This is a genomic window from Pantoea sp. GM_Pan_4 (assembly GCF_026541005.1).
Classification (GTDB): Bacteria; Pseudomonadota; Gammaproteobacteria; order Enterobacterales; family Enterobacteriaceae; genus Pantoea; species Pantoea dispersa.
Genome location: NZ_JALNUZ010000011.1, coordinates 73,012 through 98,526, shown reverse-complemented (window position 1 = coordinate 98,526; position 25,515 = coordinate 73,012). Strand labels below are relative to the sequence as shown.

Genomic DNA, 25,515 nt, shown 5'->3' with positions numbered 1-25,515 from the left:
GCCGTTACGCGGCGTGGACCACGTCGCGTTCTGCCCCGGCAGCCTGCAGCACCTGCTGCGCCAGCGTATCCAGCAAGGCATAGCGGCGGCGATACTCCGCGCGCTTTTTGCTGGCAATCTCTTCCAGATCTTTACGAGCCATGCTCAGCGGCAGCGTAAACAGCTCATCACCCCGCATTTCCCCGCCCAGTGACAGCCAGAACTCGCTATAGCTGGCAAAGAACTTATCACCTTTGCTATGACGGTAGCGCAGGCTGCGGAAAACATGGGTGGTATCGCCGACGGCGGTAATGGCCTGTACGCCGCACTGTGCCGCCAGAATAAATACCGCTTCCATCAGCAGACGCTTAGGAAATACGCCGTGCGCGGCTTTGGTGGCATCGCGAATAACGTCACTGGAAATATGTTTCCGCGGCCCCTGCAAGCCCCCAATTAATAGCGTGCGCTGCTGCTGCTCCTGAATAATAGAGAATGACAGCGAGGCCAGCGTCATGTCCTGATAATTAAGCAGCAGCGTAATTTCCCCTTCCCGGTCGTAATGGCCGGAGCAGCAATAAATCGCAAACTGCTCCTCGTTTTTGCCGTCGAAACGGGCAAGGAGATTACCAGTCGGGCTCAGCAGCAACTGGCGCAGCTGATTATTCGCCAGCTTATCCATCAATTGATAATGATCGAGAATCGCCTGCGCACGCTGCGCCACGCTGAAACCAGCGCGCAAATAGGGACGATGCGGCTTGGCCGGCAGTAAGCCCTGGCTGTTTAACAGCTGCGGCAGAAAAGAGAGTTTGGCCAGCTGATGGAGATAATTAAAGGTGGTCAGTGGAAATACCGCTGACCTTAAGGCAAATTTCAGGCGAAATTGCTGACTATTCCACAGCTTATTTGGCCGCAGCTTTCCACTGACTAAAGGTATAAACAGCGCAGCCGACGAAACGGAGTCCGGCTCAGAATGTGTAATAATAGACATGATTATTTTTACGTCGCGAGATAACTGAAGGCTACTGTATGCCCCAAATTATCAACGGCGCGTTAATAACCACTTTAGCCTGGTCATGACGTGGAGTTTGTTGAGCTGCGGTTTAGGATGGCGATAAAAAAACCGGTGCACGCAGGCACCGGTTATTCACATAGCGTAAGCCAGAACTTATTTTGCCGAGGCGAAACGTGCCGCTGCTTCGTCCCAGTTCACCACGTTCCAGAACGCTTTGATGTAGTCAGGGCGCTTGTTCTGATACTTCAGATAGTAAGCGTGCTCCCACACATCCAGACCGATGATTGGGAAACCAGACACGCCGGCGATGGCTTCGCCCATCAGCGGGTTGTCCTGGTTAGCGGTTGAAACGACCGCCAGCTTGTCGCCTTTTTTCACCAGCCACGCCCAGCCAGAGCCAAAACGGGTCGCGGCCGCTTTCTCGAACTCTTCCTGGAATTTCTCAACGCTACCGAAATCTTTTTCGATTGCCGCTTTCAGGTCGCCCTGCAGCGTGGTGCCGGTTTTCAGGCCTTTCCAGAACAGGCTGTGGTTAGCGTGGCCGCCAGCGTTGTTACGCAGTGGGCCTTTTTTGTCTGCTGGCAGCTGATCCAGTTTGGTGATCAGTTCATCAACCGGCAGGTTTGCGAATTCGGTACCTTCCAGCGCCGCGTTGGCGTTGTTAACGTAGGTCTGGTGATGTTTAGTGTGATGGATTTCCATCGTCTGCTTGTCGAAGTGCGGTTCCAGTGCGTCGTAGGCGTACGGCAGGGATGGCAGTGAATAACTCATGTTCTTCCTCTCCATTTAGTGTTTGGCAGCACAACCTTGCTGGTGTGCCGCATAAGCAGTCGGATCATTATAGTTAAAATCATGATCCGGAAAAGGGTTATCAATGCCTTAGTAATGATAAGGATTTGATCAATCTGGCAAAAGGTGCGCACACACGGCTACACCTTGTGCGTACTGGCGCGCAGCTTAAGCTGCACCGGCAGCTCATTGATGGCAGGCGGCTCGTCGCCGTTGAGTGCCGCCAGCAGGCGTTTACCGGCCATGCGCCCCATCTCCTCGTACGGCAGCACAATGCTGGTCAGCGGCGGCGAACATACCGCCGCCAGCGGGCCACCGCCGATGCTGGCAATCGCCAGCTGGCTGGGCACCGAGACGCCGGCTGCGTGACAGGCCATGATGGCGCCGCACGCCACTTCATCGCTGGTACAGATCAGGACGTCCAGTTCCGGCCAGGTGAGACGGATCTCTGCCAGCAGGCTGTGGCCGGCGGCAAAGGTGGGCATTTTTGGTGAGGTCACCACGCGGTGCGGTGCCAGATTCAGCGCCAGCATCCCGCTGTGCCAGCCATTGAGCAGCTGACGGAAAATAGTGCTATGCGTTTGTGTGCACAGCAGGCCGGGATGGCGATAGCCGCGCTCCACCAGGCTGTTTACCAGCTGACGAATGGCTTTCGCATAGTCCACGCCGATGCTGATGCCGGCAGAATCCTGATGCACGCCGCCGATGTCCATCACCGGCAGGCCGGAGTTGCTCAGCAGGCGCTGCGCTTCGGCGGCATTGTCGAAATTGAAGTGCACCATCGCGGCCGGGTTGTAAGAGAGTAGCATCTCAATCAGCTCGCTCTCCTCCGCCGCCGAGTGATTGGCTTCGGCCAGCATCATGTTATAGCCCTGCGGCCGCAGCACCTCCTGCAGCGCCTCTGACACAATCGCGCTGCCCGGCGTAGCAAATGAGGGTACCACCATGGTGATCAGCCGCGACGAGGCTGACGCCAGGTTACGCGCCTGCACGTTGGGCACATAGGCCAGTTCCGCGACGGCCGCGTCGATCCTTGCGCGAATTTCGGGCGACACTTTCTCCGGCATACGCAAAGCGCGCGACGCCGTCATGGCGCTGACACCGACCAAACGGGCAACATCGGCCAGCGTGCTTTTGCCGGTACTGCGCCGTCGTTTTTCTGTCATGCGTTCTCCTGTCTCTACCCTGCTGGTTCCGGGTAGCGCTCGATTTATCCGCACGCAGCTTAAAACCAAAAGCAAATTGGTGCCATGTTAAAAACCACAGAATCGGGCATGTCTCATTGGCTGCGTGATTTTCGCTGGCCTGAGCATGTCACCCCGGCCTCAGCGTGACAAACCGCACGCGCAAAAATGTTATCGCTAACACACTTTTTAACATCACTCGTGTTAGCGCTAACTTTTGCGAGCAACATCACAGAACCCAGGCGATAAAATCACCTACAGTGCACCGCATCGACGAATAAACAGGAATTACTGATGCTCACTCAATGGCTGACACCGCAACATATCCGGGTAATAGACGACGTTAGCGACTGGCAGGAAGCGGTGCGTTTATCGGCCGAGCCGCTGCTGGCGGAGGGGGCAATTACCCCGGCTTATCTGGATGCGATCTTTACCTCGCACGCTGAGCTGGGGCCCTATTATGTGCTGGCGCCGGGTCTGGCGATGCCACATGCGCGTCCGGAACAGGGTGCGCGCAAAAACGGCCTGTCGCTGCTGCATGTAAAACAAGGCGTGAATTTTGCCGCCGATGAAAACGACCCGGTATTTGTCGTTATTATGCTGTGCGCCCTGTCTGGCGACGATCATATTCAGATGATCACCGCGCTGGCTGAGGTGTTCAGCGACGAATCCCGCCTGCAGCAGTTGCTGTCGGCATCGACCCTGCCAGCGATTGAAGCTGTCATTAAAGATTAATCACCAGAGAAACCTGAAAATGAAAAAAGTACTGATTGTGTGTGGAAACGGTTTAGGCAGCAGCTTCATTGTGGAAATGAACGTGAAGAAAATTATTAAGGAGCTGGGTAAAGAGGCTGAAGTGGGTCATACCGATTTAACCTCTGCCAAATCTGAGCAGGCCGATATTATCATCAGCGCTAAAGATATCGCTGACCAGCTGTCGAGCCACAGCGCACAGGTATTTGGCCTGAGCAATTTACTGGATAACGCCAGAATCAAAGAAATTCTCGCCGACAACCTGTAATTGACCCGACGAAATTTACTCACACGGAGTAATTTATGCTGCAGTTTATAATTAAGGATGTTCTTGGAACACCCGCTATACTTGTCGGCCTTTTTTCCCTGATTGGTTTATTACTGCAAAAGAAACCGGTATCCGATGTGATTTCCGGTACGCTAAAAACCATCATGGGTTTTGTTATTCTTATCGCCGGGGCCAACTTAATTGCGGCCACCCTGACCATCTTCAGCCAGCTATTCGAGCACTCGTTCAATATTCAGGGCGTAGTGCCGAATACTGATGCAATGGCCGCGCTGGCACAGAAAAACTACGGTACCGAAACCGCGATGATCATGGTGTTCGGTATGCTGGTGAATATTGTGCTGGCGCGCATCACGCCGCTGAAATACATCTTCCTGACCGGGCACCATACGCTGTATATGTCAGCCATGCTGGCGGTGATCCTGTCAGTGGGCGGCGTGCACGGCTTCTGGCTGGTGCTGATCGGTTCGCTGATTCTCGGCACCATGATGGTGGTATGTCCGGCGATTCTGCAGCCGTTCACCCGCAAAATTACCAATTCGGACGATCTGGCGCTGGGCCACTTTGGCTCCACCGGCTACCTGCTGTCGGCGCTGGTCGGCAAAGCGGTGGGCAAAGGCAGCCCGTCGATTGAAGAGCTGAAAGTACCGAAAACCCTCAACTTCCTGCGCGACTCGTCCGTGGCAATTTCGCTGACCATGATGATTCTGTTTGTCGCGCTGGTGCTGGTTGCCGGTAAAGAGTTTACCGAAAGCGAGGTGAGCGGCGGCCAGAACTTCATCGTCTTTGCCATTATCCAGTCAATCACCTTTGCTGCGGGTGTTTACATCATTCTTGCCGGTGTACGCATGGTGATTGCCGAGATCGTCCCGGCGTTCAAAGGCATCGCCGATAAACTGGTGCCAAACGCTAAACCGGCGCTGGATTGCCCGACGGTCTTCCCGTTCGCGCCGAACGCCGTGATCATCGGCTTCCTGTGCAGCTTCGCCGCCGGGCTGATCAGCATGTTCCTGTGCCCGCTGTTCGGTCTGAGCGTGATTGTGCCGGGCCTGGTGCCGCACTTCTTCTGCGGCGCGACCGCTGGCGTCTACGGCAATATCACCGGCGGACGGCGCGGTGCCATCATCGGTTCCTTTGTCCAGGGGCTGCTGATCTCCTTCCTGCCCGCCATTCTGCTGCCGCTGATGGGTGACCTTGGCTTCGCGTCCACCACCTTTGGTGATGCGGACTTCGGTATCGTCGGCATTGTGCTCGGCCATATTATTTCGTTCTTCCATTGATGTCACAGACAGCGCCTGCGGGCGCTGTTTGCGTAATGAGGAAATCAGCATGAACGCCCGCTTTTCACCGTCCCTGATGTGCATGGATTTGACCCGCTTCCGCGAGCAGATCGAAGCGATGAACGCCAGCGCCTCGTTCTATCATGTCGATATTATGGATGGCAGCTATGTTAAGAATATTACGCTGTCGCCGTTCTTTATTGAGAACCTGCGTAAAATTACCGATGTGCCGATTGATGTGCATTTAATGGTGAACCACCCGGAAGATATTATTCCGATGTGCATTGATGCCGGCGCGGATATTATCAGTTTCCATCCGGAGACGGCGAATAACAAAATTTTTCGCCTGCTGACACAAATTAAAGAGGCCGGCCGTCGCTGCGGCGTGGTGCTGAATCCGGCTACGCCAGCCGACAGCATTCGTGAATATGCGCATCTGCTGGATAAAGTGACGGTGATGTCAGTCGATCCCGGTTTCGCCGGGCAGAAATTTATTCCGGAAACGCTGAACAAAATTCGCCAGCTGATCGCCATGCGGGAAACGCACGGGTATCACTATCTGACCGAAATCGATGGGTCTTGCAATGCGCGCACCTTTAAGCAGATTGCCGCCTCGGGCGTCGACGTGTTTATTGTCGGCACCTCCGGCCTGTTCAATCTCGACGATGATGTGGCGCAGGCGTGGCAGAAGATGGAGCAGATTTTTGCGCAGGAAACTGCCGCGGCGTGATGTCTTTTCACGCCCTGCCAGATGCGCATCAACGCGCATCTGGCACATTGTGCTGATGGATTGCCAATCATGGCGACCTGATATCTGAGTAATTAACGCCCCAGCTCGGTCAGCGACTTATCCAGTGCTCCCACCAGCCAGTCGATATCACCGCTCTGGAACGCCAGCGGCGGACGCAGTTTCAGCACGTTGCCGTACGGCCCGGCCACCGACGTCAGCACATGGTGATCGCGCAGCTTCTCGATCAAATCCAGCGCCAGCGCTTTGTCCGGCATCTTACTGCTGCGATCCTGCACCAGCTCAAACCCGATAAACAGCCCGGCACCGCGCACATCACCAATGCAGTCATGGCGATCCATCAGCTTCTGCAGCTCCGCCAGCAACTGTGCGCCGACCACACGGCTATGCTCCTGCAGCCCCTCTTCCTGAATCACCGTCAGCACCGCCTGCGCAGCGGCCATCGCCACCGGGTTGCCGCCGAAAGTATTGAAATAAGGGATCTCGTCGCTGAACGCGGCCAGCACGTCGCTTTTCGCCAGCAGGCCGGAAACCGGAATACCGTTGCCCATCGGCTTACCGGTGGTGACCACATCCGGCACCACGCCGTGACGGGCAAAGCCCCAGAAGGCATCGCCGGTGCGGGCAAAGCCGGGCTGCACTTCATCAGCGATAAAAATGCCGCCGTTAGCATGCACCACATCCACCGCTTGCTGCAGGAATCCGCGCGGATTAGGCAGCACGCCGTCGGAGGAGAAGATCGAGTCGGCGAGGAAACCGGCGAATTTAATGCCGTGCGCTTTCATGTCATCAATCTGCTGCTGAATCTGATCGGCGAACCATGCCCCGAGGTCGGGCGCATCGACACGATAAGCATCCGGCGGTGGCACCAGGCGGGTGGTAGCGGCCAGCGGCTGACCGCTACCGAGTGCCGGTGACGCGCCAGAGGTCAAATCACTGGTTCCGTGGTACGCCTCCTGCGAGACAATAATACCGGTGCCACCGCTCCAGGCGCGCGCCACGCGAATCGCCAAATCATTGGCTTCTGAGCCGGTACACATATACATGGCGCGGTCGATGGCTTCCGGCGTGGTCGCCAGCAACGCTTCGCTGTAATCAAGAATGCGCTCGTGCAAATAACGCGTGTGCGTGTTCAGCATCTTCATCTGCTGATTCACCGCCTCAATGACCGCCGGATGGCAGTGGCCGATACTCGCCACATTGTTATACACATCCAGATATTTATTACCCGCCGCATCCCATAAATACTGCCCTTCGCCGCGCACCAGATGCACCGGCTTGCGATAAAACAGACGATACGATTCGCCCAGCACTTTGCTGCGCTTGTCCGTCAGAGTGCGGGTGGCCGGATCCAGCGCGTCGGCGTGTTCGGCGCGAAAACTGTTGGTATCCATGATGGTGGAACGTGTAACCATGGTAACTCCCGTTGCGAAGGTGAAAGGGGTGTTTGCAGCCTGATCTCTGCGAACATCATGCCTGCTTTAGTGAAAAATGCAACCAAATACACAAATACAACCAAATACACATGACGCCACGATGACACTCAGGTAAGCTTAGGCCCAGCTTCGCTCTGCCACAGGGAAACGTCATGCTGCAGGAAACCCGTTTACATCGCATTCGCGCGCTGCTGAGCACGCAACATCAGCTCAGCACTGAACGCATCATCAAAGAGCTGGGTATTTCGCGGGAAACGGCACGGCGCGATATCATTTCGCTTGAGGCGCAGGGGCTGGCGCGCCGCGTACATGGCGGTCTGGTGGCGCTGGAGAGCCCGCCGGAGCCACCGCTGCAGGTGCGCCGTAACGCACAGGCCAGAGAGAAACGTGCGATTGCCGCCGCGGCGGTACAACATCTGCAACCCGGCCAGACGCTGTTCCTCGATGCCGGCACCACCACCACGCTGCTGGCTGAAGAGCTGCGCACCATGTCCGGCCTGACCATCATCACCAACAGTCTGCAGGCGGCACTGGCGCTCAGCGCGGCCGAAGAGCATGAAACCCTGAATAACCAGGTGCTGCTGCTGGGCGGCATGATGATGGCCGGCGCGCAGCAGACGCGGGGAGAAATGACGGTGGGGGAAATTTATCGATATCGCGCCGACGTGGCGCTGCTGTCACCGGTCGGCATCGATGCCCGAAACGGCGCCAGCAGCTTCCATCCGCATGAAGCCGCCATCGCGCACGCCATGGTACAGCAGGCCAGCCGCACCCTGCTGCTGGCGGATCACAGCAAACTCGGCGTGATCAGCCGTACCCAGTACGCCCCTGTCGGCGATATCGATCTGTTGATTTGCGACGGCGGCGCGGCAAAGCCCGGTGCGCTCAACGCTCTGCAGCAGGCGTTAGCGGTGCAGGTGGTGTAAGGCACGGTCACCGTACTGACGGCACGGTGACCTCATCGATTATGGCTGAACCAGCGTGTGGATTTTTTGGCTTATTTTCTCAACCAGCCGTCCGTCATTTTTAAAAACAAACTCATCGGAAAATATCTGATGGCCGTTACTGTAGCCAGGCGACCACAGCTGATTATTTTTCAGTGAGTCCTGATAGATGCCAACCAGTGCTTTGTTATAAGCCGCCGAGATATGCACCACGGCGGTATCAGGAGTAATCACGCAATCACTTTTCTTAACCGCAGCGAAAGCGTGATACAGCGAGGGAACGCGGTATAACTTCGCGGGGTGCAGCGACGCCTGTTCCAGCGCGCCTTTGTGATCGAGCACCACGATATTGGTGGCCGCATTGTGCCTGACAATCGCCCCGATTAGCTCATTCAGCTGCTGCTCAGAGAGGTCACGATCGGCATGACTGGCATAAATATTGATTAAAATATTGTGCTCATCAGCGGAAAACATGCCGGACTGGTGAATTTCGGCATCAATGCGCTCAGGGTAAAATATTTCATAATTCAGTCCATCAACCGTCTCAACCTGAAGATAGTCAAGAACCGCACGATAGATATTTTTAACGTGGTTATTAAGGTGATCGAACTGAATGTTGATATCGTAAGGTTTAAGCCAGCCAGGCTTGTTGAAACCCAGCGTCATTTTAGGATTGATATCGGCAATCATTTTGGGCATATACAGCGCGGTTTGCCAGATAGCCGTATCGATCAATAAATCGTAAGCATTGTCTCTCAGAAGGGTAACGACCTCACTCCCGATGGCGGTGTCATATTTATCGCGCTGATGACAATCGCTGAAACTCTCCGAGAGATAGATGTTGTGAATATACGGGTTGTGTCGGAAAAGGCTCTCATTCTCCTTTACCGCCAGAATATCTACACGATACCCGGCTTCAAACAGCGCTCTGAGAAAACACGTAGAAACGATGGCATCGCCGATTTTACCTTCATTGCGAACCAGCAGAATGGATTTGATATCCTGTCTATTCTGTTTGTGGCCTGAAGACTTTTTCCATTTCCTTGCTGCAAAATAAAGATCAAGAGAATATTTAATCTCTTTCTTTAAATAATTACGCCTGCGATTCAGCTGCCGCAGCTTTTTAATTAAAGCCATAATGAATATATTATTATTGATTGAGACGTTAATGATAGCGCATCAACTTCTTCATTCCTATCGAAAATAATGTCACATTAAAAACTATTGCATGCATATTATTTAGCAGGCTAACCAGAAAAAGCGCAGCGTAATATAAGATTGCCTGACACCTCCCGGTACGCCGCATGCCGCGAACGGTGAGATTCCCGGCATGTATCGCACATCAACCGTTGATCAGACGCTGCGGATGGCTGTACACCGTGGCGCGTCCCGGTTTAGAAAAACCGACCAGCGTCAGGTTACAGCGCTCGGCCACCTCAACGGCCAGCTGGGTGGCGGCCGAGACGGCAAACAGGATCTCTACGCCGCACATGGCAGATTTTTGCACCATCTCATAGCTGGCGCGGCTGGAAACCAGCACCGCGCCCTGCTGCCAGTGCTGCTGGCTGCGCTGACCCAGCAGCTTATCCAGCGCCACGTGGCGACCCACGTCTTCGCAGCCGCCCTGCAGTTCGCCCTGCGGCGACATCCACGCGGCGGCGTGCGTACAACCGGTCAGATTGCCGATGGGCTGGAAATCGCGCAGCTGTGCCAGGCCGTTATCAAGGCAGGCCAGATCGAAGGTCTGCGTAAACGGCAGCGGCTGCACCGGCTTGCCGATTTGATCCAGCTGCTCCACCCCGCACACGCCGCAACCGGTGCGGCCCGCCATGGCGCGACGCTGCGCCTTCAGCGCCATAAAACGCCGGCTGGAGAGTTCGATCTGCACTTCGAACCCATTGCAGCCCGGCACCACATCCATGCCATAGATCTCGCCGGGTTGCTCAATAATGCCTTCGGAGAGCGAAAAACCGAGCGCAAAAGCCTGCAGATTATCCGGCGTCGCCATCATCACCACGTGTGAAATGCCGTTGTAGACCAGCGCCACCGGCACTTCCTGCGCCAGCCAGTCGCTTTCCGCTTCGGTAATCGCGTGGCGCTGCCATACGGTGGTCTGGCTCAGTCCTGCGATCTCATTCACATTCTGGTTACTTTTTTGCTGTTTCGCTTTCACTTCTCTCGTCTCGCATAACAACCACATTAAAGTAGTGGTAATATCAGGTCGCTTTTGACGCAATCCTGCGTGGAGCCATTCTGAACCCCGGCTCCATCCAGCGCAAAAAAATTATTACAGCAATGTCGACTCAAGGATTACCCATGAACGTCAGCCGAAGAAAATTCTTCAAGATCTGCGCTGGCGGTATGGCAGGAACCACGGCAGCCCTGCTCGGCTTTACGCCGGAAGCCGCGCTGGCGGAAACACGGCAGTATAAGTTGCTGCGTGCCCGCGAAACCCGTAATACCTGCACTTACTGCTCAGTCGGCTGTGGCCTGTTAATGTACAGCCTCGGCGATGGCGCAAAGAACGCCAAAGAGACCATTTTCCACATCGAAGGGGATCCGGACCATCCGGTGAGCCGCGGCGCGCTCTGTCCGAAAGGCGCGGGCCTGCTTGATTTTGTCCACAGCGACAGCCGTCTGAAATATCCGGAATACCGTGCGCCAGGCTCCGACAAATGGCAGCGCATCAGCTGGGATGACGCCTTTACGCGCATCGCGCAGCTGATGAAAGCCGATCGCGACGCCAACTTTATCGCGCAGAACGCCGCCGGCGTGACGGTAAACCGCTGGCTCTCCACCGGCATGCTGTGCGCTTCGGCCTCCAGCAACGAAACCGGCTACTTAACGCAAAAATTTACCCGATCGCTCGGTATGCTGGCGGTCGACAACCAGGCACGCGTCTGACACGGACCAACGGTAGCAAGTCTTGCTCCAACATTTGGTCGCGGTGCGATGACCAACCACTGGGTCGACATCCGTAATGCCAATCTGGTTGTGGTGATGGGCGGAAACGCTGCTGAGGCGCATCCGGTCGGTTTCCGCTGGGCGATGGAAGCCAAAATTCACAACAAAGCCAAACTGATTGTTATCGATCCGCGCTTCACGCGCACGGCATCGGTGGCAGACTTTTACACGCCTATCCGCCCCGGCACCGACATTGCCTTCCTGTCGGGTGTGCTGCTGTGGCTGCTGCAGAATGACAAAATCCAGCATGAATATGTGCAGGCGTATACCAATGCCAGCCTGATTGTGCGGGAGGATTACCATTTCGACGACGGCCTGTTCAGCGGCTACGACGAAGCCAATCGCAAATATGACAAAACCAGCTGGAACTACGAGCTGGGCGACGACGGCTTTGCCAAACGCGATGATAGCCTGAGCCATCCGCGCTGCGTCTGGAATCTGCTGAAGCAGCACGTCAGCCGTTATACGCCGGAAATGGTCGAGCGCATCTGCGGCACGCCAAAGGTGGATTTCCTGCACGTCTGTGAGCTGATTGGTGAAACCAGCGCGCGCGACCGCACCACCTCGTTCCTGTATGCGCTGGGCTGGACACAGCATTCGGTCGGGGCGCAAAACATTCGCACCATGGCGATGATTCAGCTGCTGCTGGGCAATATGGGGATGGCCGGCGGTGGCGTCAATGCGCTGCGCGGACACTCCAATATTCAGGGTCTGACCGATCTCGGCCTGCTGTCGCAAAGCCTGCCGGGCTATATGACGCTGCCGTCGGAAAAACAGACCGATCTCACCAGCTATCTGGCGGCGAACACGCCGAAGCCGACGCTGCCGGGCCAGGTGAATTACTGGGGCAACTACCCGAAATTCTTCGTCAGCATGATGAAAGCCTTCTTTGGCGATAAAGCGCAGGCGGAGAACAGCTGGGGCTTTGACTGGCTGCCGAAGTGGGACAAAGGCTACGACGTGCTGCAGTACTTTGAGATGATGTTGCAGGGCAAGGTCAACGGCTATCTGTGCCAGGGCTTTAACCCGGTGGCGTCGTTCCCGAACAAGCGCAAAGTGATCGATTCACTGTCGAAGCTGAAGTTCCTCGTCACTATCGACCCGCTCAACACCGAAACCTCGACCTTCTGGCAAAACCACGGCGAGTTTAACGATGTCGATCCGGCGCAGATTCAGACCGAAGTGTTCCGTCTGCCGTCGACCTGCTTTGCCGAGGAGAACGGCTCAATCGTTAACTCCGGCCGCTGGCTGCAGTGGCACTGGAAAGGTCAGGATGCACCGGGCGAAGCGCTCAACGACGGTGAAATTCTCTCCGGTATCTATCTGCGTCTGCGTGAGATGTATGCGTGCGAAGGCGGTGCACAGCCAGAGCCGGTGCTGAACATGACCTGGAACTACCTGACGCCCGACAATCCGGCCTCGGAAGAGGTGGCGATGGAGAGCAACGGCAAGGCGCTGGCGGACATCTACGATGACAAAGGCACGCTACTGGTGAAAAAAGGCCAGCAGCTCAGCACCTTTGCCCATCTGAAAGATGACGGCAGCACCAGCAGCGGCTGCTGGATTTTCGCCGGTAGCTGGACACAGGACGGTAACCAGATGGCGCGCCGCGATAACACCGATCCGAGCGGGCTGGGTAATACGCTGAACTGGAGCTGGGCGTGGCCGCTGAACCGCCGCATCCTGTATAACCGCGCCTCCGCCGACCCGCAGGGCAACCCGTGGGATCCGAAACGCCAGATCCTCAAATGGGATGGCAGCAAGTGGGGCGGTATGGATATTCCGGACTACAGCACGGCCGCGCCGGGCAGTAACGTCGGGCCGTTTATCATGCAGCCGGAAGGCATGGGCCGCCTGTTCGCCATCGACAAAATGGCAGAAGGACCGTTCCCGGAGCACTACGAGCCGTTTGAAACGCCGCTCGGCACCAACCCGCTGCATCCTGACGTGGTCTCTAACCCGGCCGCGCGCGTGTTCAAAGACGATCTGGCGGCGATGGGCAAAGCGGAGCAGTTCCCGTATGTCGGCACCACGTATCGTCTGACCGAGCATTTCCACTACTGGACCAAACACGCGTTGCTCAACGCCATCGCGCAGCCGGAACAGTTTGTGGAGATTGGCGAGAAGCTGGCGAACAAGCTCGGCATCGCCCAGGGCGATACGGTGAAGGTGAGTTCCAACCGCGGCTATATCAAAGCCAAAGCGGTGGTCACCAAGCGCCTGCGTCCGCTCAACGTCGATGGCAAAACTGTCGATACCATTGGCATCCCGATTCACTGGGGCTATCAGGGCGTGGCGAAAAAAGGCTTTATCGCCAATACCCTGACGCCGTTTGTCGGTGACGCCAACACGCAAACGCCGGAGTTTAAGGCGTTCCTGGTTAACGTCGAGAAGGTGTAACGGAGAACGAAGATGGCTTATCAATCGCAAGACATTATCCGCCGCTCCGCCACCAATGGTTTCACGCCTGCCCCGCAGGCGCGTGACCATCAGCAGGAAGTGGCGAAACTGATCGACGTTACCACCTGCATCGGCTGTAAGGCGTGTCAGGTGGCGTGTTCAGAGTGGAACGACATCCGCGATGAGGTCGGTCATAACGTCGGGGTGTATGACAACCCGGCGGATTTGACCGCCAAATCCTGGACGGTGATGCGTTTCTCGGAGGTCGAGGAGAACGGCAAGCTGGAGTGGCTGATCCGCAAGGATGGCTGCATGCACTGTGCCGATCCCGGCTGCCTGAAAGCCTGCCCGTCGGAAGGCGCGATTATTCAGTACGCGAACGGGATCGTCGACTTTCAGTCGGAACAGTGCATTGGCTGCGGCTACTGCATCGCCGGCTGTCCGTTTGACGTGCCGCGGCTGAATAAAGACGACAACCGCGTGTATAAGTGCACGCTGTGCGTCGATCGCGTTAACGTCGGTCAGGAACCGGCGTGCGTGAAAACCTGTCCGACCGGGGCGATTCATTTCGGCAGCAAAAGCGACATGCAGCAGCTGGCTGCCGATCGCGTCGCCGAGCTGAACACGCGCGGCTATGCCAACGCCGGGCTGTACGATCCGGCTGGCGTCGGCGGCACGCACGTCATGTACGTGCTGCACCACGCCGACAAACCGCAGCTGTATCACGGCCTGCCAGCCAACCCGAGCATCAGCCCGGCGGTCACCTTCTGGAAAGGCGTCTGGAAACCGCTGGCTGCTATCGGCTTTGCCGCCACCTTCGCCGCCGCGGTGTTCCACTACGTTGGTGTCGGTCCGAACCGGGTGGAAGAGGACGACGACGAAAACCTGCATGAAAAAGAGGAGCGCGAATGATGAAAAAGCGCGATCGTCTGGTGCGCTACAGCGCGCCGGAACGCATCAATCACTGGATTGTCGCGTTCTGTTTTGTGTTTGCCGCGCTCAGCGGACTGGGTTTCTTTTTCCCGTCGTTTAACTGGCTGATGCACGTGCTCGGCACGCCACAGCTGGCGCGTATTCTGCACCCGTTCGTCGGCGTGGTGATGTTTGCAGCCTTTATTATCATGTTCTTACGCTACTGGAAGCACAATCTTATCCAGCGCGATGATCTGGTATGGGCGAAAAATATCCGCAAAATCGTGCGTAATGAAGAGGTGGGCGATACCGGGAAATACAACTTCGGGCAGAAGTGTGTGTTCTGGGCTGCTATCATCAGCTTAGTCTTGCTGCTGGCGAGCGGAATTGTCATCTGGCGCCCCTGGTTCGCCGGGTACTTCACCATTCCGCTGATTCGCGCCGCGCTGGTGGTGCATTCGGTCTCGGCTGTGGCACTGATCATGACGATTATGGTGCATATTTATGCCGCCCTGTGGGTGAAGGGCACCATTACCGCCATGGTTGAGGGCTGGGTACCGGCCGCGTGGGCGAAGAAACATCACCCACGCTGGTATCGCGAGCAGCGCCAACGCCAAACACAACAGGAAAAACGTCCCTGATGAGTATTCGCATCATCCCGCAGGAGCAGCTGGAGAAGAGCGAAAAGAACACGGCGGAGCAAGTTCCGCCGTTACTTTTCCCCCGGCTGAAAAATCTCTACAGCCGCCGTGCGGCGCGGTTGCGTGATCTGGCGGCGAAAAATCCGCTGGGCGACTACCTGCGTTTTGCCGCGGTAATTGCGCAGGCCCAGGAAATCGTGCTGTATGACCATCCGCTGCAGATCGATCTGCATCAGCGGCTGGCAGAGAGCGCGCAGCAGGGCAAACCGCCGCTGGATATCCACACTTATCCGCGCGATGTGCACTGGCAGCGGCTGCTGCATTCGCTGATCGCCGAGCTGAAGCCAGAGATGAGCGGCCAGGCGCTGGCGGTGCTGGAGAATCTGGAGAAGGCCTCGTCCACCGAGCTGGAAACCCTTGCCAGCGCGCTGCTGGAAGGCGAATTCACCCAGGTCAGCAGTGATAAAGCCCCGTTCATCTGGGCGGCGCTGTCAATTTACTGGGCGCAGATGGCGGCGATGATCCCCGGCAAAGCGCGGGCCGAATATGGCGAGCACCGTCAGTTCTGCCCGGTGTGCGCCAGCGTGCCGGTCGCCAGCGTGGTGCACATGGACGTTGGCCAGCAGGGTCTGCGTTATCTGCACTGTAATCTGTGCGAAAGCGAGTGGTACGTGGTGCGCAGCAAGTGCTCGAACTGCGAGCAAACGCGCGATCTGCATTACTGGTCGCTGGACAGCGAGCAGGCCGCCGTGAAAGCCGAAAGCTGCGGCGACTGCGGTACCTACCTGAAGATGCTATACCAGGAGAAAGATCCGGCGCTGGAACCGGTGGCCGACGATCTCGCCTCGCTGGTGCTGGATGCCCGCATGGAGCAGGAAGGATTCGCGCGCAGCAGCCTGAATCCGTTTATGTTTCCCGGGGATTGATGCAGTAAATTTACTCATTCTGCGATTTGTAGCGGCGCGATTTATCGCGCGGTTTTGCACCATCAAACCCTGCGCGATAAATCGCGCCGCTACAATGTGGAGCCTGGCATTTATCGCAACGGAGACATCTGATGAAACTGATTGGCAGCTATACCAGCCCGTTTGTGCGCAAAATCTCAGTGATCCTGCTGGAAAAGGGCCTGGTGTTTGAATTCGTCAACCACTCTCCGTGGGAGCCTGACAGCCACGTCCCGCAGTACAATCCGCTGGGTAAAGTGCCGGCCTTCATTGATGACCAGCAGCTGACCTGGTTTGACTCCTCGATCATTGCTCAGGTGATTGAACTGCGTGGCGATGCCCCTGCCCTGCTGCCCGACGACGCACTGCGCGCCCTGCAGATCCGCCAGCTGGAGAAGCTGGCCGACGGCATCAATGATGCGGCGGTGATGATCGTGCGCGAACAGATGCGTCCCGGCGATCGGCAATCGGAAGAGGTGCTGCTGCGTAATCGCGAGAAAATCGCGCGCGGCCTCGACGCGCTGGAAACCGCTGCCGCGCAGGGCGAGTTGCTCAACAGCGGCACGCTCAACCTCGCCGATATCGCCACCGGCTGCACCCTGGGCTATCTCAATTTTCGCCGCGTGCTGCCCAACTGGTGCGTCAATCGCCCGGCGCTGGTTAAACTGGCAGAAACGCTGTTCGAGCGGGAAAGCTTTGCCCGTACGGTTCCGCCCACCCACTAAGTGATGTGATGAAAGCCCTCTACAGTCAGCTCCCTGCCATCGACAGCCTGCTGCGCGATCCGGCGCTGCAGCCGCTGCTGGAACAATCCGGTACCGCCTTTATCACGCGCCAGCTTCGCGGCATGCAGCAGGAGGCGCGCGACCACATTCAGCAACATCAATCGTTACCGCACTGGCACGCCAGCTGGCCGGATGAAGCGCTGCGCCGCGCGCAGCAGCAGCAGCAAAGCGCGCTGCGCCCGGTGTTTAACCTGACCGGCACCGTGCTGCACACCAATCTCGGGCGCGCGCAGCTCAGCGATCGCGCAATCGCGGCGGTCAGCGCCTGTTTGCGCCAGCCGGTAACGCTGGAGTATGCGCTGGACGACGCGGCGCGCGGCCATCGCGATCGCGCAGTCAGCGCACTGCTGTGCGAACTAACCGGCGCCGAAGCTGCCTGTATCGTCAATAACAACGCCGCTGCGGTGCTGCTGATGCTGGCCAGCCTGGCAGCGGGCCGCGACGTGATTATGTCTCGCGGCGAACTGGTGGAGATCGGCGGCGCATTCCGTATCCCTGACGTGATGCGCCAGGCGGGCTGCCGATTGGTGGAGGTCGGCACCACCAATCGCACCCATCTGAAGGATTATCGCGGCGCCATCGGCGGGGATAGCGGCCTGCTGATGAAGGTACATACCAGTAATTACCAGATTCAGGGCTTTACCCATGCCGTGCCTGAAGCCGAGCTGGTGCAGTTAGGCGACGCGCACGGCCTGCCGGTGATCAGCGATCTCGGCAGCGGTTCGCTGGTGGATATGACGACGTACGGATTGCCGCCTGAACCGATGCCGCAGCAGCTGATTGCGGCCGGCGTGAGCCTGGTGAGTTTCTCCGGTGACAAACTACTGGGTGGCCCGCAGGCCGGGATTATCGTCGGCAAAAAAGCGCTGATTGACCAGCTGCAACAGCATCCGCTGAAGCGCGCACTGCGCGTCGATAAAATGACGCTGGCGGCGCTGGAAGCGACACTGCAGCTCTACCGTCAGCCGGAAACCCTGCATGAGGCGCTGCCGACACTGCGCCTGCTGACGCGTAGCGCGCACGATATTCTGCAACAGGCCGAACGTCTGATGCCGGCGCTGAAGCACGCCTTCAGCGCCGATTTTTCGCTGGCGATCGCCGCCTGTTCCTCGCAAATTGGCAGCGGTTCGCTGCCGGTCGAACGGCTGCCCAGCTTTGCTATCACCTTCACGCCACGCGACGGTCACGGCAGCCAGCTCAACGCCCTGGCGCAGCGCTGGCGCCAGCTGGCACGCCCGGTGATTGGCCGCCTGCAGGAGGGCAAACTGTGGCTGGATTTACGCTGCCTTGATGACGAAGCCGCCCTGATACGGACCTTAGTACCATGATTATTGCCACGGCCGGACATGTCGATCACGGTAAAACTGCGCTGTTGCAGGCCCTGACCGGTGTTGATGCCGATCGCCTGCCGGAAGAGAAACGGCGCGGCATGACCATCGATCTCGGTTATGCCTACTGGCCGCAGCCCGATGGCCGCACGCTGGGCTTCATTGATGTGCCTGGCCATGAAAAATTTCTCGCCAACATGCTGGCCGGCATCGGCGGCATCCATCATGCGCTGCTGGTGGTGGCCTGTGACGATGGCGTGATGCCGCAGACGCGTGAGCATTTACAGCTGCTGAGCCTCGCCGCACAGCCGCCGCTGAGCGTGGCGCTGACCAAAGCCGACCGCGTTGACGCCGCACGCATCGCAGAGGTGCAGCAGCAGGTCGCACAGCTCACGCAGCAGCTCGGCTGGCCAGCGGCAGCGCAGTTTGTTACCAGCAGCCATACGCTGCAGGGCATTGAAACGCTGCGCCAGCACCTCAGCAGCCTGTATGCACCGGCGTTTGAGCCTGGCCGCCGTTTCCGGCTCGCCATCGACCGCGCTTTCACGCTGAAAGGCACCGGGCTGGTGGTCACCGGCACCGCGCTGAGCGGTGAAGTCAGGGTGGGCGACACGCTGTGGCTCAGCAGCCTGAACCTGCCGCTGCGCGTGCGGGCGCTGCATGCGCAGAACCAGCCAGTGACGCGCGCCCAGGCGGGCGAGCGCATCGCGCTGAATATCGTCGGTGACGTGGAGAAGGCACAGATTACGCGCGGCGACTGGCTGCTGGCGCAGCCACGTCCCGCCGGCACGCAGCGGCTGATCGTTGCACTGCGCCTGCTGCAACCGCTGAAAACGGCCTCACAGCCGGTGCATCTGCATCACGCGGCCAGCCACGTCACCGGCCGCTTAACGCAGCTCACGGACGATGTGGCTGAACTGGTGCTCAGCCAGCCGCTGTGGCTGGCGGAAAACGATCGGATAATTATCCGCGACAGCAATGCGCAGCACACGCTGGGCGGCGGACGCGTACTGCTGTGCGACAGCAAAAAGCGCGGTAAACGCCAGCCGGACTATCTGCAGTGGCTACAGCAGCTGGCCGCGGCGCGCGATGACAGCGCCAGCCTGCAGGCGCATCTGGCGTATCAACCGGCCGCGTATGACGAGCTCGGCTGGGCGCGTCAGCTCACTGCGCCGGCGCTGGACGCGCTGCTGCTGCCGCTGAATCCGGCGCGGCTGGGTGTCAGCCTGATGAGCGACACAATGGCCAGCGCCTGGCAGCAGCGTTTACGGGAAGCGCTGAGCGCCTTCCACCAGCAGCATCCGGAGCTGCCGGGCATCGGCCACGATCGCCTGCGCCGTGTGGCGCTGCCGCATGCGCCAGCACCGCTGGTGCCGGGATTAATCGACCAGATGCTGGCACAAGGCGAGCTGCGGCAGAAACAGGGCTGGCTGCACCTGCCCGACTTCGCGCCGCGCTTTAATCCGCAGGAAGCCACGCTGTGGCAGCAGGTCGAGCCGCTGTTCAGCGACCAGCCGCTGTGGGTGCGCGACATTGCCGATGCGCTGCAGCAGGATGAAGAGCAGATTCGCGGTTTATTGCTCACCGCGGCGCGTCTCGGCCATATCACGGCGATCGTGCGCGATCGCTACTACCGCAGCGCGCAGATCCAGATCTTCGCCGATCTGATTCGTCAGCGCGCGGCCGCCGGAGGCAGCACCAGCGCCGCCGACTTCCGCAACCAGCTGGGTACCGGCCGCAAAGTCGCAGTGCAGATTCTGGAATTCTTTGACCGCAGCGGCTTTACCCGCCGTCGCGGTAACGATCACCTGCTGCGCGACGCGCGCCTGTTCACACCTTCTGCCGCCTGAAACAAAAAAAGGGACGATTGCTCGTCCCTTCGGTTCACTTCTGCCCATCGCTTACTGCAGCAGCGAAATGTCCGCCACCTGCAGGAACAGCTCGCGCAGTTGCGCCAGCAGCGTCAGGCGATTGATACGCACCGCTTCGTCATCGGCATTCACCATGACGTTTTCGAAGAAGTTATCCACCGCTTCGCGCAGCTGCGCCAGCTCCACCAGAGCATCCTGATAGCGGCCTTCCGCAAAGTACGGCTGCAGTTTGTCGCCCAGCGCGGTGACAAAGGTCGCCAGCTGAATTTCAGCGTTCTCTTTCAGCAGGGACGCCTGCACGCTGTCGTTCAGGGTTTCGGTGGCTTTCGCCAGGATATTCGACACGCGCTTGTTAGCCGCCGCCAGCGCCGAGGCCGCTTCCAGCGTACGGAAGTGCGAAACCGCCTTCATACGTGCATCGAAATCGGCCGGACGGGTTGGACGACGCGCCAGCACCGCCTGAATGGTGTCAACGCTGTGGCCCTCTTCCTGATACCAGGCGCGGAAACGACCCAGCATGAAGTCGATGACATCATCAACCACACTGGCGTTGCTCAGCTTGCTACCGTACAGGCGCACCGCTTCTTCCGTCAGGGTTTGCAGATCGAGCGGCAGGTTCTTCTCAACGATGATACGCAGCACGCCCAGCGCGGCACGACGCAGCGCAAACGGGTCTTTATCGCCTTTCGGATGCTGTCCGATGCCGAAGATACCGGCCAGGGTATCCATTTTGTCGGCAATCGCCACAGCACAGGCCACCGGGCTGGACGGCAGATCGTCACCGGCGAAACGCGGCTGGTACTGCTCGTTAAGTGCGACCGCCACATCTTCCGCTTCGCCATCGTGGCGCGCGTAGTGCATGCCCATCACACCCTGGGTGTCGGTGAACTCGAACACCATATTGGTCATCAGGTCGCACTTCGACAGCAGGCCGGCGCGCGTGGCGTGATTGACATCAGCGCCAATCTGCGCGGCAATCCAGCCGGCCAGTGCCTGAATACGGTCGGTTTTGTCACGCAGCGTACCCAGCTCTTTCTGGAACAGCACGGTTTCCAGACGCGGCAGGTTATCTTCCAGACGCTTTTTGCGGTCGGTGTTGAAGAAGAACTCGGCATCGGCCAGACGCGGACGCACCACTTTTTCATTACCGGCAATGATCTGCTGCGGATCGCGCGATTCAATGTTAGTGACGAAGATGAAGTTGGGCAGCAGCTGGCCGTCTTCGGCGTACACCGGGAAGTATTTCTGATCCCCTTTCATGGTGTACACCAGCGCTTCAGCCGGTACCGCGAGGAACTTCTCTTCAAACTTCGCCGTCAGCACCACCGGCCACTCCACCAGCGAAGCCACCTCTTCCAGCAGGCTGTCGCTCAGGTCGGCTTTACCACCCAGCTGCTGCGCGGCAGCTTCGGCATCGGCTTTGATTTTGGCTTTACGCGTGGCGTAATCGGCGATCACTTTACCGCGCTCCTGCAGCAGCTGCGGATATTGATCGGCATTGTCCAGCGTCAACTCCGGCTCGCCCATGAAGCGATGGCCGCGAATAACGCGATCGGACTGAATACCGAGGATGGTGGCCGGAATCAGCTCATCACCCAGCAGCAGCGTCACGGTGTGCACCGGACGCACGAACTGCACGTCGCTGGCGCCCCAGCGCATCAGTTTTGGAATCGGCAGCTTGCTTAGCGCGGTCGCGACCATCGCCGGCAGCAGCGCCTGCGCGCTTTCGCCTTTTACCGCAGCACGATGCACCAGCCACTCGCCTTTGTCAGTGCTGAGACGCTCAGCCTGCTCTACGGTAATGCCGTTGCCACGTGCCCAGCCTTCTGCCGCTTTGGTCGGCTTGCCTTCGGCATCAAACGCCGCAGCGACGGCCGGGCCGCGCTTTTCTACTTCGCGATCGGGCTGCGCGGCCGCCAGCTGTGCCACCTTCAGCGCCAGACGACGCGGTGCCGCGAACCAGCTGACGTCGCCGTGCGCCAGACCGGCGCTGTCGAGCTCAGCGGTAAAGTGCGCAGCAAAGGCTTCTGCCAGGCTGCGCAGGGCTTTCGGAGGCAACTCTTCGGTGCCAATTTCCACCAGGAAAGTTTTATCGGTCATGGCTGCCTCTTACTTATTACGGTTGCACATAGGGAAGCCGAGCGCCTCGCGGGAGGCATAATAGGCTTCCGCCACGGCTTTCGTCAGGGTGCGGATACGCAGGATATAGCGCTGGCGCTCGGTTACCGAGATCGCCTTGCGCGCATCAAGCAGGTTGAAGCTGTGCGCGGCTTTGAGAATGCGCTCATAAGCCGGCAGCGGCAGCGGTTTTTCCAGCGCCAGCAGCTGCTGTGCCTCTTTTTCATACTGCTCGAAGCAGCTGAACAGGAAATCGACGTCGGCGTACTCAAAGTTATAGGTCGACTGCTCCACCTCGTTCTGGTGGAACACGTCACCGTAGGTGGTTTTGCCGAACGCGCCGTCGCTCCAGGTGAGATCGTACACGCTGTCCACGCCCTGGATGTACATCGCCAGGCGCTCCAGACCGTAGGTGATCTCGCCGGTCACCGGCTTACACTCCAGGCCGCCGACCTGCTGGAAGTAGGTGAACTGCGTGACTTCCATGCCGTTCAGCCACACTTCCCAGCCGAGACCCCAGGCACCCAGCGTCGGGTTTTCCCAGTTATCTTCGACGAAGCGAATGTCATGCACGCCAGGGTCGATACCGAGCTCTTTCAGCGATCCGAGGTACAGCTCCTGAAGGTTGTCCGGGTTCGGCTTAATCACCACCTGGAACTGGTAGTAGTGCTGTAAACGGTTCGGGTTTTCACCGTAGCGGCCATCGGTGGGACGGCGCGAAGGCTGCACATAGGCGCTCGCCATTGGCTCTGGCCCGAGAGCACGCAGGCAAGTCATAGGGTGAGAAGTGCCAGCGCCCACTTCCATGTCCAGCGGCTGGACGATGGTGCAGCCCTGACGCGCCCAGTAATCCTGCAAGGTCAGGATCAGGCCCTGAAAGGTCTTGGTATCAAACTTTTGCATGTTGAATTCGCACGCGATACGGGTGGATTTAAAAAGAGTGCGACAGTATACCCTTTGACCGCGCATTGTGCAGCCGGAAATCCTGGCGCAGACGGCCACGGTTGTGCGGCGGTTAACAGAGAGCTCCGAAATCCAGGCTGCGGGGTTGTTGGCCCGCTGTGCACTGGCTACCCTTCTTCGCACGGAGTACGCACGAGGAAGCCATGTCGCAAAAAATCTGCTGGATTGATAACTTACGCGCGGTCGCCTGTCTGATGGTGATCGTCATTCACACCACTACCTGGTACATCACCGGACCGATGGCAGTCACCGGACCCAGCTGGGACGTCGCCAATCTGCTTAACTCGGCTTCGCGCGTCTGCGTGCCGCTGTTCTTCATGATTTCCGGTTATCTGTTCTTTGGCGAACGCAGCGCGCAGGGCCGCCATCTGCTGCGCATTGTGCTGTGCCTGCTGTTCTACAGCGCCGTCGCGCTGGCCTACATCACCTGGCTGACGCCAATCAGCGAAGGCCGATCGCTGCTGAAGCTATTGCAGAAGCCGGTGTTCTACCATCTGTGGTTCTTCTTCGCCATTATCGGCATCTACCTGCTGTCTCCGCTGATTCAGGTGAAAAACGTGCCGCCGCGCTATGTGGCGCTGCTGGTGCTGATCCTCGCGGTGATCGCTAATCCGAACACCGTCAGCCAGTCGCTGGGACCGTTCCACTGGCTGCCGGTCAATCTGTATGTCAGCGGCGACTCGATTTACTACCTGCTGTACGCGCTGCTTGGACGGGCGATTGGCGTGATGGATACCGACAGGCGCGGCATCAGCTGGCTGGCCGGGCTGAGTTTTATCGCCTGCGTCATCGGTATCGCACTTGGCACCAGACAGATGCTGAAGATTAACGGCGCGTTTAATGACACCTGGTATCTTTACTGTGGCCCACTGGTGTTTATCGCGGCGATAAGCCTGCTGGTGCTGTTTAAAAATGTGCTGAACCACCGGCCGCTGCCGCTGCTGGCGACCATTTCACGCTATTCGCTGCCGATTTATGGTTTCCATGCGCTGTTCATTCACTATCTGCGTACCCATCATTACGACGATATGTCGCGGCCGTGGCTCGATCTGCCGTGGGTCTTTGGCGTAACCCTGCTGGGTAGCCTGCTGCTGGCGATGGTGCTGAAACGCGTGGACAAGTATCATCTGGTGAGCTGATCGTCCCAGCGCTGCCGGGCGCGGCGCAGCTGGCGTGCCGAGGAGAAGCCGGCGGCCAGTGCCGCTTTCTCCGCCGCTTCCCCCTGCTGCTGGCGCTGGCGCGCAATCACCAGCCGCAGCTGCTCGTGATATTCCCGCACGCTGATACCCAGATGCTGGCGAAACAGGCGTGTCAGATGGCGCTCGCTGACATGGGCGCGTTCGGCCAGCGCGCCCAGCGACCAGTCATGTTCCGGATGTGCAATCATCGCGTCCTGCGCGCGATGAATCGCCGGATGCAGATGATTACGATAACGCAGCCATGGCGACAGTTGCGGATCGTCACCCGAGCGGCGGAACCACACCACCATCTCCCGCGCCACCGTTAGCGCCTGCCGCGCGCCGCACAGACGGTTGATCAGGTGCAGCGCCAGATCGATACCCGCAGTAATCCCCGCGCTGGTCCAGATGCCGGCATCTTCCACAAACACGCGGTTGTCTTTCACCAGCGCAGCCGGCGCGGCAGCTTTCAGGCGCGGCAACACATCATGGTGCGTGGTGCACTGTACGCCATCCAGCAGGCCAGCCTGCGCGGAGAGCAGCGCGCCGGAGCAAATACACACAAGTGTAATGCGCCGCGAATGAATCGCGCTGCGTTGCTGGCGCAGCCAGTCGCGCGCCTGCCCGGCAGCCCCGGTATCGAACCAGATGCGGGAATCGAACACGCCGGGCACAATCAGCAGACTGTTATCGGGTAGCGTGGCGGGCAGCGGTGCAATATCTGCAATGGTCATGCCGGTCGAGCAGGTGACGCTCGCCTGCGGGCCGATGTAGTGCAGCGCAAAATGTCCGCCCGCCAGCTGCAGCGTCTCTGCCGGCCCGGTGAGGTCGAGCGCCATGACGCCCGGCAGGACAAGAAAATAGACGGGCTGCGGCATGGTGGGCTCCTCAGGCGATGAAGGGATAACGATGGGTGAAGATGCGCAGCCAAATCCGGCCACGTATCTTCATCGATTCTTCCCATCATACCCGACTCTGCTCACGCCTTACGACCTCATCC

22 protein-coding genes are annotated in these 25,515 nt (G+C 58.5%); 13 read left to right on the top strand and 9 right to left on the bottom strand.

Annotated features, from left to right (window positions below; translation table 11 throughout):
* Positions 1–4 precede the first annotated feature (4 nt).
* The 3 genes from OXR61_RS19110 to OXR61_RS19100 form a co-directional block, all read right to left on the bottom strand.
* Positions 5–967 carry a VirK/YbjX family protein gene (locus tag OXR61_RS19110; RefSeq protein WP_021506844.1) on the bottom strand — a complete coding sequence of 321 codons (963 nt, stop codon included), beginning with the start codon at positions 965–967 and terminating at the stop codon, positions 5–7.
* Between the two features lie 177 nt (positions 968–1,144).
* On the bottom strand, positions 1,145–1,762 hold the full coding sequence (sodA, locus tag OXR61_RS19105; RefSeq protein ID WP_021506845.1) for a superoxide dismutase [Mn]: 618 nt from the start codon (positions 1,760–1,762) through the stop codon (positions 1,145–1,147).
* Between the two features lie 158 nt (positions 1,763–1,920).
* Entirely contained in the window at positions 1,921–2,946 is a 1,026-nt protein-coding gene (locus OXR61_RS19100) for a LacI family DNA-binding transcriptional regulator (RefSeq protein WP_021506846.1), read from the bottom strand.
* Between the two features lie 312 nt (positions 2,947–3,258).
* Between OXR61_RS19100 and OXR61_RS19095 the strand changes: the two genes are divergently transcribed.
* The 4 genes from OXR61_RS19095 to alsE are packed head-to-tail and all read left to right on the top strand — an operon-like array spanning position 3,259 to position 6,013.
* Positions 3,259–3,699: a PTS sugar transporter subunit IIA gene (locus OXR61_RS19095; RefSeq protein ID WP_021506847.1), complete on the top strand. Its 441-nt coding sequence runs from the start codon at positions 3,259–3,261 to the stop codon at positions 3,697–3,699.
* Between the two features lie 19 nt (positions 3,700–3,718).
* On the top strand, positions 3,719–3,985 hold the full coding sequence (locus OXR61_RS19090) for a PTS sugar transporter subunit IIB (protein WP_021313417.1): 267 nt from the start codon (positions 3,719–3,721) through the stop codon (positions 3,983–3,985).
* 35 nt (positions 3,986–4,020) lie between these two features.
* The gene (locus OXR61_RS19085) at positions 4,021–5,283 is read left to right on the top strand and encodes a PTS ascorbate transporter subunit IIC (RefSeq protein WP_021506848.1); all 1,263 of its coding nucleotides are present in this window, start codon (positions 4,021–4,023) and stop codon (positions 5,281–5,283) included.
* A 49-nt stretch (positions 5,284–5,332) separates the two neighbouring features.
* A complete protein-coding gene (alsE, locus tag OXR61_RS19080; RefSeq protein ID WP_021506849.1) occupies positions 5,333–6,013 on the top strand; it encodes a D-allulose 6-phosphate 3-epimerase in 681 nt (226 codons plus the stop codon).
* 92 nt (positions 6,014–6,105) lie between these two features.
* Here the strand turns inward: alsE and OXR61_RS19075 are convergent, their stop codons facing one another.
* Positions 6,106–7,446 (bottom strand): aspartate aminotransferase family protein, encoded by a 1,341-nt coding sequence (locus tag OXR61_RS19075; protein WP_021506850.1) that lies wholly within the window; start codon positions 7,444–7,446, stop codon positions 6,106–6,108.
* A 173-nt stretch (positions 7,447–7,619) separates the two neighbouring features.
* On the opposite strand from OXR61_RS19075, the gene OXR61_RS19070 reads away from it, so the two are divergent.
* Complete coding sequence (locus OXR61_RS19070) at positions 7,620–8,393, top strand: DeoR/GlpR family DNA-binding transcription regulator (protein ID WP_021506851.1); 774 nt, start codon at positions 7,620–7,622, stop codon at positions 8,391–8,393.
* A 39-nt stretch (positions 8,394–8,432) separates the two neighbouring features.
* On the opposite strand, the gene OXR61_RS19065 is transcribed toward OXR61_RS19070, so the two are convergent.
* Together OXR61_RS19065 and fdhD are read right to left on the bottom strand one after the other, a co-directional pair.
* Entirely contained in the window at positions 8,433–9,548 is a 1,116-nt protein-coding gene (locus OXR61_RS19065) for a glycosyltransferase family 9 protein (RefSeq protein ID WP_021506852.1), read from the bottom strand.
* Positions 9,549–9,753: 205 nt separating this feature from the next.
* On the bottom strand, positions 9,754–10,584 hold the full coding sequence (gene fdhD, locus OXR61_RS19060) for a formate dehydrogenase accessory sulfurtransferase FdhD (RefSeq protein WP_058758153.1): 831 nt from the start codon (positions 10,582–10,584) through the stop codon (positions 9,754–9,756).
* Between the two features lie 143 nt (positions 10,585–10,727).
* On the opposite strand from fdhD, the gene fdnG reads away from it, so the two are divergent.
* The 7 genes from fdnG (at position 10,728) to selB (ending at position 20,235) form a co-directional block, all read left to right on the top strand.
* Entirely contained in the window at positions 10,728–13,775 is a 3,048-nt protein-coding gene (gene fdnG / locus OXR61_RS19055; protein ID WP_155519907.1) for a formate dehydrogenase-N subunit alpha, read from the top strand.
* 12 nt (positions 13,776–13,787) lie between these two features.
* Entirely contained in the window at positions 13,788–14,687 is a 900-nt protein-coding gene (gene fdxH / locus OXR61_RS19050; RefSeq protein WP_021506856.1) for a formate dehydrogenase subunit beta, read from the top strand.
* Complete coding sequence (gene fdoI, locus OXR61_RS19045; protein WP_031279592.1) at positions 14,687–15,328, top strand: formate dehydrogenase cytochrome b556 subunit; 642 nt, start codon at positions 14,687–14,689, stop codon at positions 15,326–15,328. The genes fdxH and fdoI overlap by 1 nt, the downstream gene beginning before the upstream one ends.
* Positions 15,328–16,254, top strand: coding sequence for a formate dehydrogenase accessory protein FdhE (gene fdhE / locus OXR61_RS19040; protein ID WP_021506858.1), 927 nt, complete (start codon positions 15,328–15,330; stop codon positions 16,252–16,254). The genes fdoI and fdhE overlap by 1 nt, the downstream gene beginning before the upstream one ends.
* 131 nt (positions 16,255–16,385) lie before the next feature.
* Entirely contained in the window at positions 16,386–16,997 is a 612-nt protein-coding gene (locus OXR61_RS19035) for a glutathione S-transferase (protein WP_021506859.1), read from the top strand.
* A gap of 8 nt (positions 16,998–17,005) precedes the next feature.
* Positions 17,006–18,385 (top strand): L-seryl-tRNA(Sec) selenium transferase, encoded by a 1,380-nt coding sequence (gene selA, locus OXR61_RS19030; protein WP_021506860.1) that lies wholly within the window; start codon positions 17,006–17,008, stop codon positions 18,383–18,385.
* Complete coding sequence (gene selB / locus OXR61_RS19025) at positions 18,382–20,235, top strand: selenocysteine-specific translation elongation factor (RefSeq protein ID WP_021506861.1); 1,854 nt, start codon at positions 18,382–18,384, stop codon at positions 20,233–20,235. The genes selA and selB overlap by 4 nt, the downstream gene beginning before the upstream one ends.
* A gap of 51 nt (positions 20,236–20,286) precedes the next feature.
* Here the strand turns inward: selB and glyS are convergent, their stop codons facing one another.
* On the bottom strand, positions 20,287–22,356 hold the full coding sequence (glyS, locus tag OXR61_RS19020) for a glycine--tRNA ligase subunit beta (protein ID WP_021506862.1): 2,070 nt from the start codon (positions 22,354–22,356) through the stop codon (positions 20,287–20,289).
* A 9-nt stretch (positions 22,357–22,365) separates the two neighbouring features.
* On the bottom strand, positions 22,366–23,277 hold the full coding sequence (gene glyQ, locus OXR61_RS19015; RefSeq protein WP_021506863.1) for a glycine--tRNA ligase subunit alpha: 912 nt from the start codon (positions 23,275–23,277) through the stop codon (positions 22,366–22,368).
* A 203-nt stretch (positions 23,278–23,480) separates the two neighbouring features.
* On the opposite strand from glyQ, the gene OXR61_RS19010 reads away from it, so the two are divergent.
* The gene (locus tag OXR61_RS19010) at positions 23,481–24,476 is read left to right on the top strand and encodes an acyltransferase (protein WP_021506864.1); all 996 of its coding nucleotides are present in this window, start codon (positions 23,481–23,483) and stop codon (positions 24,474–24,476) included.
* Here the strand turns inward: OXR61_RS19010 and OXR61_RS19005 are convergent.
* The gene (locus OXR61_RS19005) at positions 24,461–25,393 is read right to left on the bottom strand and encodes a helix-turn-helix domain-containing protein (protein WP_021506865.1); all 933 of its coding nucleotides are present in this window, start codon (positions 25,391–25,393) and stop codon (positions 24,461–24,463) included. The genes OXR61_RS19010 and OXR61_RS19005 overlap by 16 nt on opposite strands.
* Positions 25,394–25,515 lie beyond the last annotated feature (122 nt).

Excerpts from the sequence above, each read along its gene's own strand:
- OXR61_RS19110 (WP_021506844.1), bottom strand. The coding sequence starts at position 967 with ATGTCTATTATTACACATTCTGAGCCGGACTCCGTTTCGTCGGCTGCG.
- sodA (WP_021506845.1), bottom strand. The coding sequence starts at position 1,762 with ATGAGTTATTCACTGCCATCCCTGCCGTACGCCTACGACGCACTGGAA.
- OXR61_RS19100 (WP_021506846.1), bottom strand. The coding sequence starts at position 2,946 with ATGACAGAAAAACGACGGCGCAGTACCGGCAAAAGCACGCTGGCCGAT.
- OXR61_RS19095 (WP_021506847.1), top strand. The coding sequence starts at position 3,259 with ATGCTCACTCAATGGCTGACACCGCAACATATCCGGGTAATAGACGAC.
- OXR61_RS19090 (WP_021313417.1), top strand. The coding sequence starts at position 3,719 with ATGAAAAAAGTACTGATTGTGTGTGGAAACGGTTTAGGCAGCAGCTTC.
- OXR61_RS19085 (WP_021506848.1), top strand. The coding sequence starts at position 4,021 with ATGCTGCAGTTTATAATTAAGGATGTTCTTGGAACACCCGCTATACTT.
- alsE (WP_021506849.1), top strand. The coding sequence starts at position 5,333 with ATGAACGCCCGCTTTTCACCGTCCCTGATGTGCATGGATTTGACCCGC.
- OXR61_RS19075 (WP_021506850.1), bottom strand. The coding sequence starts at position 7,446 with ATGGTTACACGTTCCACCATCATGGATACCAACAGTTTTCGCGCCGAA.
- OXR61_RS19070 (WP_021506851.1), top strand. The coding sequence starts at position 7,620 with ATGCTGCAGGAAACCCGTTTACATCGCATTCGCGCGCTGCTGAGCACG.
- OXR61_RS19065 (WP_021506852.1), bottom strand. The coding sequence starts at position 9,548 with ATGGCTTTAATTAAAAAGCTGCGGCAGCTGAATCGCAGGCGTAATTAT.
- fdxH (WP_021506856.1), top strand. The coding sequence starts at position 13,788 with ATGGCTTATCAATCGCAAGACATTATCCGCCGCTCCGCCACCAATGGT.
- fdoI (WP_031279592.1), top strand. The coding sequence starts at position 14,687 with ATGAAAAAGCGCGATCGTCTGGTGCGCTACAGCGCGCCGGAACGCATC.
- fdhE (WP_021506858.1), top strand. The coding sequence starts at position 15,328 with ATGAGTATTCGCATCATCCCGCAGGAGCAGCTGGAGAAGAGCGAAAAG.
- OXR61_RS19035 (WP_021506859.1), top strand. The coding sequence starts at position 16,386 with ATGAAACTGATTGGCAGCTATACCAGCCCGTTTGTGCGCAAAATCTCA.
- selA (WP_021506860.1), top strand. The coding sequence starts at position 17,006 with ATGAAAGCCCTCTACAGTCAGCTCCCTGCCATCGACAGCCTGCTGCGC.
- selB (WP_021506861.1), top strand. The coding sequence starts at position 18,382 with ATGATTATTGCCACGGCCGGACATGTCGATCACGGTAAAACTGCGCTG.
- glyS (WP_021506862.1), bottom strand. The coding sequence starts at position 22,356 with ATGACCGATAAAACTTTCCTGGTGGAAATTGGCACCGAAGAGTTGCCT.
- glyQ (WP_021506863.1), bottom strand. The coding sequence starts at position 23,277 with ATGCAAAAGTTTGATACCAAGACCTTTCAGGGCCTGATCCTGACCTTG.
- OXR61_RS19010 (WP_021506864.1), top strand. The coding sequence starts at position 23,481 with ATGTCGCAAAAAATCTGCTGGATTGATAACTTACGCGCGGTCGCCTGT.
- OXR61_RS19005 (WP_021506865.1), bottom strand. The coding sequence starts at position 25,393 with ATGCCGCAGCCCGTCTATTTTCTTGTCCTGCCGGGCGTCATGGCGCTC.